Annotated in this window: 12 protein-coding genes, 1 tRNA gene and 2 pseudogenes; 4 read left to right on the top strand and 11 right to left on the bottom strand. The window is 55.6% G+C overall.

Features of this window, described 5'->3' with window-relative positions; all coding sequences use genetic code 11:
* Window positions 1-41: 41 nt before the first annotated feature.
* Window positions 42-118 (bottom strand) — tRNA-Arg (locus tag Q0239_RS07030).
* A 58-nt stretch (window positions 119-176) separates the two neighbouring features.
* Here Q0239_RS07030 and Q0239_RS07035 point away from each other — a divergent pair.
* Together Q0239_RS07035 and Q0239_RS07040 are read left to right on the top strand one after the other, a co-directional pair.
* Complete coding sequence (locus Q0239_RS07035) at window positions 177-917, top strand: queuosine precursor transporter (RefSeq protein WP_298600403.1); 741 nt, start codon at window positions 177-179, stop codon at window positions 915-917.
* A 5-nt stretch (window positions 918-922) separates the two neighbouring features.
* On the top strand, window positions 923-1,315 hold the full coding sequence (locus Q0239_RS07040; RefSeq protein WP_298600406.1) for a hypothetical protein: 393 nt from the start codon (window positions 923-925) through the stop codon (window positions 1,313-1,315).
* On the opposite strand, the gene purQ is transcribed toward Q0239_RS07040, so the two are convergent.
* Entirely contained in the window at window positions 1,268-1,933 is a 666-nt protein-coding gene (gene purQ, locus Q0239_RS07045; RefSeq protein ID WP_298600410.1) for a phosphoribosylformylglycinamidine synthase subunit PurQ, read from the bottom strand. The two genes, Q0239_RS07040 and purQ, sit on opposite strands and share 48 nt — an antisense overlap.
* A gap of 5 nt (window positions 1,934-1,938) precedes the next feature.
* Window positions 1,939-2,172 carry a phosphoribosylformylglycinamidine synthase subunit PurS gene (gene purS, locus Q0239_RS07050; protein WP_298600413.1) on the bottom strand — a complete coding sequence of 78 codons (234 nt, stop codon included), beginning with the start codon at window positions 2,170-2,172 and terminating at the stop codon, window positions 1,939-1,941.
* 142 nt (window positions 2,173-2,314) lie between these two features.
* Here purS and Q0239_RS07055 point away from each other — a divergent pair, with 142 nt between their 5' ends.
* A complete protein-coding gene (locus Q0239_RS07055; protein ID WP_298600416.1) occupies window positions 2,315-2,500 on the top strand; it encodes a hypothetical protein in 186 nt (61 codons plus the stop codon).
* A 7-nt stretch (window positions 2,501-2,507) separates the two neighbouring features.
* On the opposite strand, the gene Q0239_RS07060 is transcribed toward Q0239_RS07055, so the two are convergent.
* Together Q0239_RS07060 and purC are read right to left on the bottom strand one after the other, a co-directional pair.
* Window positions 2,508-5,369: a pitrilysin family protein gene (locus tag Q0239_RS07060; RefSeq protein WP_298600419.1), complete on the bottom strand. Its 2,862-nt coding sequence runs from the start codon at window positions 5,367-5,369 to the stop codon at window positions 2,508-2,510.
* Window positions 5,370-5,419: 50 nt separating this feature from the next.
* The gene (gene purC / locus Q0239_RS07065; RefSeq protein WP_298600422.1) at window positions 5,420-6,199 is read right to left on the bottom strand and encodes a phosphoribosylaminoimidazolesuccinocarboxamide synthase; all 780 of its coding nucleotides are present in this window, start codon (window positions 6,197-6,199) and stop codon (window positions 5,420-5,422) included.
* 132 nt (window positions 6,200-6,331) lie between these two features.
* Between purC and aat the strand changes: the two genes are divergently transcribed.
* Window positions 6,332-7,108: a leucyl/phenylalanyl-tRNA--protein transferase gene (aat, locus tag Q0239_RS07070; RefSeq protein ID WP_298600437.1), complete on the top strand. Its 777-nt coding sequence runs from the start codon at window positions 6,332-6,334 to the stop codon at window positions 7,106-7,108.
* A gap of 35 nt (window positions 7,109-7,143) precedes the next feature.
* Here aat and Q0239_RS18175 read toward each other — a convergent pair.
* From Q0239_RS18175 to Q0239_RS07100, 6 genes and pseudogenes are all read right to left on the bottom strand, one after another.
* Window positions 7,144-7,551: pseudogene (locus tag Q0239_RS18175) on the bottom strand (DUF2155 domain-containing protein); the annotation flags it as partial.
* The gene (locus Q0239_RS07080) at window positions 7,548-7,934 is read right to left on the bottom strand and encodes an NADH:ubiquinone oxidoreductase subunit NDUFA12 (protein WP_298600425.1); all 387 of its coding nucleotides are present in this window, start codon (window positions 7,932-7,934) and stop codon (window positions 7,548-7,550) included. The pseudogene Q0239_RS18175 and the gene Q0239_RS07080, both read right to left, overlap by 4 nt.
* 48 nt (window positions 7,935-7,982) lie before the next feature.
* A complete protein-coding gene (locus tag Q0239_RS07085) occupies window positions 7,983-8,477 on the bottom strand; it encodes a DUF192 domain-containing protein (RefSeq protein ID WP_298600428.1) in 495 nt (164 codons plus the stop codon).
* Between the two features lie 14 nt (window positions 8,478-8,491).
* A complete protein-coding gene (locus Q0239_RS07090; protein WP_298600431.1) occupies window positions 8,492-9,226 on the bottom strand; it encodes a DUF2807 domain-containing protein in 735 nt (244 codons plus the stop codon).
* A 148-nt stretch (window positions 9,227-9,374) separates the two neighbouring features.
* Window positions 9,375-9,902: a CarD family transcriptional regulator gene (locus Q0239_RS07095; protein WP_298600434.1), complete on the bottom strand. Its 528-nt coding sequence runs from the start codon at window positions 9,900-9,902 to the stop codon at window positions 9,375-9,377.
* Between the two features lie 203 nt (window positions 9,903-10,105).
* A pseudogene (locus Q0239_RS07100) lies at window positions 10,106-10,317 on the bottom strand (hypothetical protein); the annotation flags it as partial.

The raw sequence follows: 10,317 nt of genomic DNA on the forward strand, positions 1-10,317 counted from the left end.
TCTGGCCTTTTTTGTTTGATCAAAGCGATAGGTGAACTGAGTGGCGCGCCCTGCAGGAGTCGAACCTGCGGCCTCAAGATTAGAAGTCTCGCGCTCTATCCAGCTGAGCTAAGGGCGCGCGCTGGGTGCGCAATAACCACTTTGCGCGAGTGTGCAAAGCGGGATATGGCAACGGGATGAGCAATCCAAAGATTGAAGCGCATAGCGCTGCCGAAATGACCGGCCGGCATTTCCGTTACTATGACTTTGTAATGGCAGCGTTTGTCGCAATTCTGCTGCTGTCAAACATTATCGGTGCCAGCAAACGATCAATCATCGAACTCCCATTTATCGGTGAATGGCCGTTTGGCGCGGGGGTGCTATTTTTCCCGCTTAGCTACATCATCGGAGACTTGCTGACCGAAGTTTACGGCTATGCTCGTGCTCGGCGGGTTATCTGGACTGGTTTCGGGGCGCTGCTGTTTATGGGTTTTATGGCCTGGGTGGTGGTTTCTTTGCCAGCCGCGCCCGGCTGGAACGGTCAGGCGGCTTATGTGGAGGTGTTTGGCAATAGCTGGCGCATCGTTGCGGCGTCCATGCTGGCTTTTTGGGCAGGCGAATTTGCCAACAGCTTCGTTTTGGCGAAAATGAAGGTTGCCGATCAGGGCAAGCGGATGGGGCTTCGTTTCGTGGCGAGCACCGTTGTCGGGCAGGGACTAGACAGCCTGATATTTTATCCGATCGCTTTTTATGGCCTTGATGGCTGGCCGACGAACGAGCTTTTCAAGACCGTGCTATCGCAATGGGCTATCAAAACGGGTTGGGAAATTTTGCTCCTTCCCCTGACAATCACGATTGTAACTGCGATCAAGCGCAAAGAAGGCGTAGAAGTTTACGATAGCCAAACCAACTTCACCCCGTTCAAAACACAGGTCTGAACCACATGCTCTTCGGCTATACCCCGCTGGATTTCCAGCAGTTCAAATCGGTCGCGATCGATGCAACCGGCCTCGCTAAGGACGCTTTACATATTTATGCCGGGATGGCGCTTTTTCTTGGTATCCGCTTGTTATGGCGCTGGCGAGGGGGCTGGGTTTTGGCCTGGCTGGCCGTTTTGGCAATGGCTTGCACGGTCGAATGGATCGATATGAAGGCAGAAGGCGCAGTCAACGCGCTCCAGCCCGATGCCGCGCATTGGCACGATATCTGGAATACTATGTTCTGGCCGACGGTGTTGCTGTTGGTTGGCCGCTGGCTTCAACCGCAGCCAAAACTCAAGACAGAAATGTCAGGCGATCTCGCGGATCAGGCCTTCGAAGAGCCGACGTCCATCTGACCCACCCTGGACAGCCTCGATCATGCGTTCAGGGTGCGGCATCATGCCAAGGACATTGCCAGCGTCGTTTAAGATACCCGCAATGTTGCGCGCAGACCCGTTAACCTCTTCGGCGTAACGGAATGCGACCCGGCCTTCGCCTTCCAACCGGTCGAGCGTGGCTTCATCGGCGAAATAATTGCCATCATGATGCGCCACCGGAATGATAATTTCTTCGCCAGCTAGATAGCGGCTAGTGAACATCGACTGGCTGTTTTCGACCGTGAGTTTCACTTCGCGGCAGACAAAGCGGATACCGGCATTGCGCATCAAAGCACCCGGCAATAACCCTGCTTCGGTGAGTATCTGAAAGCCATTGCACACGCCCAGAACCGGAACTCCGCGTCCAGCTGCGGCGACAACTGCCTGCATCACCGGCGAGCGCGCAGCCATCGCGCCCGAACGCAGATAGTCGCCATAGGAAAAGCCGCCGGGTACCGCGATCAGATCAAGACCGGCAGGCAATTCTGTCTCTCGATGCCAGACCATCGACGTGTCGGCACCGGTAACTTCACGAATGGCAACCGCCATGTCGCGATCGCAATTGGAACCCGGGAACTGGATGACTGCTGCGCGCATAGCGTTCAGCCTTTCTGTTCGATCTCGAAATTCTCGATCACCATATTGGCGAGCAGTTTGCGGCACATATCTTCGAGCTGCGCGGTTGTGATGCCCGGCTCATGCTCGATCTCGATCAGGCGACCGGCACGGACATCGCTGATACCCTGAAAGCCAAGACCTTCGAGCGCGTGGTGGATAGCCTTGCCTTGCGGGTCAAGAACCCCGTTTTTCAATGTAACGAAGATGCGGGTTTTCATGGCGCTGCCCTGATTGCGGAAACTGCGCCCCCTATAGCTTTGCCGGACAGGGAAACAAGGGGGGCATCAGGGTTAATTTGGGGTAACCGAAGCTGCCAACCATTGTTTGACCTTAGACGCAGTAGCGTGAGCGGATGAAGGGTTGATTGCGGGCGAATACCCGCAGAGGTGGCATATGGTCGGGCTTGCAGCAGCGCTTTTTGTGGGAGTCTTCGGCTTCGGAAACGAAATTTTCGGCTGGAGCCAATATACACTGCACGAGGTTCAACTCGCGCTGTTCCTCTCGTTCGTGCTTGGCATCTTATGCGGCTATAAGACCAAAGGCTGAAGCCGCTTCAGTTTTGCGCTGCCACTTTTGGCACCACCCTGAAAGTATAGCTCTTCTTCGGATCGAGAAACCGCTTAGCGGCCTCCCACACCTGGTGCGGCGTGATTGAGCGATATTGCTCCTCGCTTATGCGAAAGCGCTGCAAGCGATCAGGCGCTGACTGGGCCTCGTCGACAATATCCATCCAGGTGGCATTGCGTTTCTTCCAATCGGCATAGCTTTCAAGCGTCGGTTTGCGCGCCCGTTCGAACAGGTCCGCGTTCACCGGTGCCGCCAAAAGCTCTGCCACAACCTCGTCCACAGCAGCTTCGATTTTTTCCAGGTCCTTGGGATCTCCGCTGGTAGATATCGTAAACATCCCGCGGCCTGGATAGACATCGGACATGTCTGATCCGGCACCAGCGCCATATGTGGCACCCAATCCTTCGCGCAATTCATCAATCAGACGGATGCGGGCGATGTCCGCCAACAGCGACATCGTCTGCTCCAACCGGAAATCCGAGTCGTCTGTCGTTGACCAGACACGCCGCCAGCTCAGCTGATTGGCTTCGCCGCGGTGGTAGAGTGTGTGGGTGCCAAAGCTGCCAGTAAAGCTGGTCGTTTTGGCCGAAGCGAAGTCAAAGTCTTTATCGGACCGAAGCGGGAGAGCGCCAAATGTGCGCGAAATCACATCAATCGCAGCCGCTTCATCTACATCGCCGACAAGTCCAATTTCTATTGCGCCGCTTTGCAACTGGTTGCCGATGGCCGCCTTCAATTTTTCAAAGTTGGCTGCAAGCAAAGCATCAATCGCTGGAAGCACAAAACGCGGATCTTCACCGTTCATAATTCGCGCCTGACCGATGGTCAGCGCGGAGCCGGGGGTTGCATCCAACCTCGCGTAAAATTCCGGCAGGGGCCTGCGGAACAGCTTGACGGCTTCCTCGCGATATCCCGGATCGGTAACATAAGCAGCGAGCAACTGCATTTGCCGTTCAAGGTCTTTGGTCACAGTTGCTCCGCCCCCCCCAAAATAGGTTGGCGCGGAAGCGAAGGCCGGGCTGGCGGTTGTACCGGCCAATACAGCACGCAGATCGTCAATGTCATATTTGCCGAGGCCGCCGCTTGCGAAGGCTCCATCCATGAACATGCCGAGCGGCTGGTCGGCTATGGGCAGCGAAAGCTTTCCGCCATCAATCCGCAAGGTCCAGCGGACCCGATCTTTCTCGAAGTCGGTGCGTTTGATGTTGAGCCGGACATTGTTCGAAAAACGGACCGTGCGAATGCCGAGGTCGGCGATGCTCTTATCCTCCACAACATCGCTGCGCGGACCGAAATCGGTGTAACCCCATTCGAGGGAGGCACGTTGCATTGGGGCTTCAACAGGCTGCTTACGGCTTTCGGAGAAGGCAACAAGCAGCGTTTCTGGCGTGGCTGGATCGGAATTCTTGCTGGAGAGGAAAATGCGCGGGCGATCAAGGCGGCCAAACCATTGCGCAAATTCCCGGGAGACGGCGTCCTTCGTCATGAAGGGGCGCAACTGTTTCCACAGGCGTAGTCTGTATTCAGCGCTCGTTACGATGTCCTCGTCCAGATTGGATAGTTCGTTGGCAAAGCTGCTGCTGACGGTTGTGGGTTCACTTTTGACCGCATTGTCGAAAGCCGCATCATACCTTTTAATCTGCTCGGAAATTTCCTGTTCTGAAAAGCCATAGTCAACCGCCTGACGCACCATCTGTTCGACAATCGGTAACACGGTTTTCCAGCTGCCATCCTTGCCTGCAATCGTCATACCGATACGCGCATGCCGATCGCAAAAGCCAGCCGCAAAGGACAGGCCGCTGTTGAGCAACGGAATATCCTCATTGCGGCTCTTGCGTGAAATCCGGTCAGCGACGATCGCCGCAGCCATACCCATTTTGAGGTCGAGTAACGCCCGTTCGAACGTATCAGGGCGTTTCCTGTCAGCAATAATCTGTTCGATGTTGAGGGCTTCGTTCACCTCAGGATGGCTGAAAATGGCGGCTTTTGCCGGTCGGTCATTATCGAAACTACATTGATCGATTTCGCCCAGTGCCGCGCCTGAGCCCTGCCAGCTGGAAAATTTGCGGACAATTTCGCGTTCGATAGCCGCTGGATCCACCGGCCCGACGATGACCAGTCGTGAGCGATCGGGAACATACCATTTCCGATAGAGTGCCTTCATTTTTTCCGCTGATGCATTCTGCAGTACTTCAAGCTTGCCGATGGGGTAGCGGGTTGAAAAATAGCTATCGGGATACAGCAGTTCGCTCGCCGCGCGGTTTCGCTGGAAGTTGAAATTCTCCCTGTCGCGCATTTCAGCGATGACGACCCCACGTTCACGATCGACGGCACCGGGGTTGAAACTGATTTCGCTGGCCGTTTCGCGCATCAGGAAGAGCGCGCGTTCGATTAAAGCGGGATCGGCCTTGGGAAGGTCCAGCTTATATTGTGTGCGAACGAACCCGGTCGACGCATTGGTATCCGCGCCAAACGAAAGACCCAGCCTTTCAAGCATACGCACCATTTCGCCTTCGGGGACATTGGTCGATCCGTTAAAGGCCATATGTTCGATGAAATGTGCCAGGCCTTGCTCGTCATTTGCTTCCGCAGCCGAGCCGAATTCGAAGGCGAGCCGCACCAGTACCTGGTTTTCGGGCCGTTCGTTGCGGCGGATCGCATAGCGCAGGCCATTGGGCAGGCGACCATAGATGATACGGCTGTCGGCCTCGAGTTCGGTGGTCTCGCTGTTCCACGGCGCTGTTCGTATCGCGCCTGCTGGTGAGGCAGGCGCTGCAGAAACCGGTGTTACGAAAAACGCTATGCCCGAAAGCAGCGCCAAGACTATGACAGCAAAGGATTTCCCCATGCGCCGTTTATCGCCGGTTTTTCAGCAATGGCAACCGCCATTGGTCGAAATCATTTGCCCTTTCGCAGGCGGTGCGTGACCATGTCGAGTACCGCGCCTTCGCCTTCTTCGGGCATCAGGCCAAGGCGGCGTGCGACCTCCTGATAGGCTTCGGCTTCACCGCCAAGGTCGCGACGGAAGCGATCCTTGTCGAGCTTTTCGCCTGTTTCGATATCCCACAAGCGGCAACCATCCGGGCTGATTTCGTCAGCAAGGATGATGCGGCTGAAATCGCCATCATAAAGACGACCAAATTCAAGTTTGAAATCGATCAGGCGAATGCCGATTGCGGCGAACATGCCGCACATGAAATCGTTGATGCGGATCGCCATTGAGGAGATGTCCTGCATCTCTTCCTGGCTCGCCCAGCCGAAGCACGCGATATGCTCTTCGGCAACTAGCGGGTCTCCAAGGCTGTCATCCTTATAGCAATATTCGAGAAGCGTATGGGGAAGGGGGGTTCCCTCCTCGATACCCAACCGCTTCGACAATGTGCCGGCCGCGACATTGCGGACGATGACTTCAATCGGCACGATCTCCACCTGGCGGATCAATTGTTCGCGCATGTTCAGGCGGCGGATGAAGTGCGTCGGGATGCCGATATGCGCCAGTCGCGTGAAGACATGTTCCGAGACGCGATTGTTGATCACGCCCTTGCCGCTTATCGTGCCCTTTTTCTGGGCGTTGAACGCGGTTGCATCATCCTTGAAATATTGGATCAGCGTGCCGGGTTCGGGACCTTCGTAAAGAATCTTGGCCTTGCCTTCATAGATTTTGCGGCGGCGTGTCATCGGCATTTCCCGTTAAAAACAAATCACCCCGGCGCCAGCGGGACTCGGTGAAGATAGGCTGGCCGGGGTTCTTTCGCGCGCTTAGCCGAAACTGGCATTCGGCGCAAATATTGATAGGGTGCATATGTGCCGATCAATATCGACCTGCTCTTGAGTGCTTATGCCCACGGCATTTTCCCCATGGCGGACTCGCGCGAGGATAGGGAATCTTTCTGGGTTGAGCCGCAACAGCGCGCCATCATGCCGATCAACGGCTTCCATGTCTCGAAATCGCTAGCCAAAGCCATCCGGCAGGACCGTTTTGAAGTTACCAGCGACAGGGACTTTGCGGGCGTGATCCGCCTGTGCGCCGAAAGCACCGATGACAGGCAGGAAACCTGGATCAACTCCGATATTGAAGAAGCGTTTTTGCAGCTACACCAGATGGGTTTGGCACATAGTGTCGAATGCTGGCGGGATGGCCGAATGGTAGGCGGGCTCTACGGGTTGGCGATGGGGAAGGCATTTTTCGGCGAAAGCATGTTCTCACGCGTAACCGATGCGTCCAAGGTGGCTATGGCCTGGCTGGTTGCGCGGATGAAGCTGGGCGGTTTTGCATTGCTCGATTGCCAGTTTATGACCGAACATCTGCAGTCTTTGGGGGCGATCGAAATCAGCCAGAAGCACTATCTTGAATTGCTCGAGGTCGCGTTGGTTGACCTGCGAGATCAGGTTTCGACGGTTGCCTCTCCTTCGCCGCCCGATGCCTCATCATCGGCAGGAGCAGCGGGGGCAGCAGCAGGAGCATTGTCTGCCGGAGCAGATTGGGGCGCACTCGATCGATTGCTGGCAGAATCATCTTTCGGGTTTTCCACTGGCGTTTCTTCGCCCGGGAAGTTCATTCTGCATTCCTTGACCCAAACGTCATAAATCGGATGCTGCACAATATTGGCGGCCGGAGTTTCCTTAAACAGCCAGCCTGAAAATCCCTGCGCCCAGCGTTCTGCGTCGTTTGTGCCTGCGGGACGTTGACGCACGATCAGTTGCACAAAAGCGCCTTGGTCCTGAAAGGATTCCCAAGGTGCCGTTTTTTCGCAGGCACGCACGCGGATGACGACCTTGCCAAAACGAGCGGATTCACCTGGCTTCACTTCAAAATCGCGGGTCTGGCCGTTTCGCTTGTTCAAAAGGCCAATAATTGCGACGCGTTCCGCCATTGGCGTTCCGATTTGCCCGTCCTCCGCCGACACAGGTTTGTCGGCACTGGCGGTGGTTTTGGCCTTGGCTTTGGGTTCAGCTTCCGGTTCGCTGCTGTTGCAGCCTGACAGAAGCAATGCAGCAGAAACAGCCAGCGCAGAGATGAACCGGCTCATGCCGCGTCGGGGCTCCAAGCCTCATAATCACCTGTTGAAGGCGCACGAAGGCCGCCGCGTTCAAGCGCGCCTTGCGGCCTGTAAGCGGCTTCACTGCCTGTAGGGTTGGCTGACTGCGGCAGTTCGAATTTCCGCTTTGGCGGTAAGTAGCTGTCTGGCTCACCTTCAAAGGTTCCGTGCAACCAGCCGTGCCATTCAGGTGCTACTCGGCTTGCATCATTTGCGCCGTTATAAATAACCCAGCGCCGCGCGCCGTCTTTCGAACGATAATAGCGATTGCCCTGCTCGTCCTCACCCACAAGTACGCCTTTGCGCGCGCTGTAAAAGGCTGTGCCGATGGTGGCACCGTCCCACCAGGTGAAGATTTTCGCCAAGATTCCCATGCGCCGCCGATTAGGCGGAAGTGCCAGGGCTTGCAATCAAAAAGGCGACTAGCGGGCAGTCCAGCTTACAGTGTCACCAGGCTTGATTCCTAGTTGAGCAGTAAGGCCACCACGCAGTTCAAGTACCGCCGCCACCGGTGCGGTCGATTCGACCGGGTCGGTTGAGTAAGGCACAGTGTTCGCCGCGATATTTTCGATCTTTCCATCGGCACGCACGAAGATGATGTCTAGCGGGATAACGGTGTTTTTCATCCAGAAGCTGGCCATCCGTGGTTCGCCAAAGGGAAAGATCATGCCCTTGTCGTCTGCCAGTTCGGTTCGAAACATCAATCCTCTCGCCTGTTGCGGCGATGTTCGGGCGATTTCGACCGTAAAGCTGTGAGTTCTGCTGCCACTCACAACGCATAATCGCGTTTGTTCTAGACCCGCTTCGCTGGTTGCGAGCGTGGTTCCGGCTGTGCAGCCTTTTGCTTTGGTCGCATTGCTGCCGGCACTCAGGCCGCTGCAGCTGGCCAATGCCGCTGCAGCAAACATCATGGTCATCCATCTCGATGCGATCATTGCGCGGTCTTCCCGCAGACGATTTTGGCCGATCCAGGCTGGCGCACAAAGCAAGTTGCGTTGCCATCAATCTGGATCGATCCAGATCCACTGTTCGAAATGTCGATTTTCTCATTGACCAGCAAATGCGTTGTCGCATTGCCTTGCTGAAAGAGATTGGCCTGCATCAACGACAGTTTTTGGGCGTCCATCTTGCCGCTTCCGTTAATTGAAAAGCGCGCAGTACGGACTTTCCCTGCCATAATGTTGATTCCGCCAGTCCCTGCCAGGCTGACCTCCATACGATCGCTTTCGATTTGGCCGACATTGATTTGCCCTGCGCCTGCAATTCTAATGGTGACTGGAAGGCCTGGCGAACGGATGCGGTTAACATCTAACTGGCCGTTTCCGTCGACGCTGACCCTTCGCACGTCGCGTCCCCCCAATGTGACCACCAGCGGATCGCCAACCCCCGCATTTTGCGTCGTGCCCTCATAATCCTGCACCCGGATCCGCACGGTCAATCCGTTGCGTTCTATCTTAAGCGCCTCGACCAGATTGTGATCGCCGCTGGCTTTGGCCGATGGTGCCTTCATATTGTCCAGCTTGACGATGATGTCGCCCTCGACAATCAACTCGTCAAAACTTCCTATCAGGAAAGTTTTGGACGCTGCATGGGCGTAATATGGGGTTTGTGTGAGCATTAATGATGCTGCAACAACCAATATGACCGAGCTTTTGGGATGCTGCATGCGGTTTCCTTGCGCCTATAAGGCCGCCCGACGCGGCTATGCTGTGGCGTTATGCATAATGCCGCTTGTCTGGTCAAACCGGAAGGTAGAACGGACCGCATAAAAAAGGCCCCCTTCCGGGAGCCTTTTTTGTGGTTGCGCAGTTGGCTTATTCAGCCTTTTCGTACCATTGCGGTGCGGACACCTTGAGAACGTCGAGGATTTTCTTGAGCGCGGCTGGCTCATCGGTTTTTTCCATCGCGGCCAGTTCGCGCGCGAGGCGGCTCGATGCCGCTTCGAAAATCTGACGTTCGGAATAGCTCTGCTCGGGCTGGTCGTCCGGACGGAACAGATCGCGGGTCACTTCAGCAATCGATACAAGGTCGCCCGAATTGATCTTGGCTTCATATTCCTGTGCGCGGCGCGACCACATTGTGCGCTTGACCTTGGGCTTGCCCTTCAAGGTTTCCATAGCTTCTTTCAGTGTCTTGTCTGAAGAGAGCTTGCGCATGCCAACGCTCTCGGCCTTGTTGACCGGTACGCGCAGCGTCATCTTTTCTTTTTCGAAGCGCAGAACATAAAGTTCAAGCTGCATGCCAGCGATTTCCTGGTTCTGCAGTTCAATAACCCGTCCGACGCCATGCTTGGGATAAACAACATAGTCGCCAACGTCGAAGGATATAGCGGAAGTCGCCATTATACGGACCCTTTCTGGATGAAGTATTGGGCATCTTGGGCGAGCAAAATCAGTCGAGCTGCTTTTGCCAATATGCCGGTGCCTGTCGTCTGAAACTCTCTTTTCTGTCCGTCGTCCAAGCGACGGGAATCTGGTGCTTGCCAATCTCTTTAACAGAGTCGCAATAAAATTTCAATGTTGCGATGCAATAAGCGGATTCGGTGTCAGCCGGATCCCAATTGCCGAACATTTGCAGACTCTTCGGTTGTCGAAGACCGGCCTTCGGATTTCACCTCGGACACATCGATCCAGCAAAGGTCCATATGCGACAATATACGGTCATCATGGCCCCGCAGCGTAACCGGCAGGATCGGTTTGTGGTCGCGCACGTCGCACAATACCTGGTTGGACGGCACGCCAGTCGCCCAGCGCTCAC

Origin of the sequence: uncultured Sphingorhabdus sp. (assembly GCF_937872355.1) — a bacterium.
Classification (GTDB): domain Bacteria; phylum Pseudomonadota; class Alphaproteobacteria; order Sphingomonadales; family Sphingomonadaceae; genus Sphingorhabdus_B.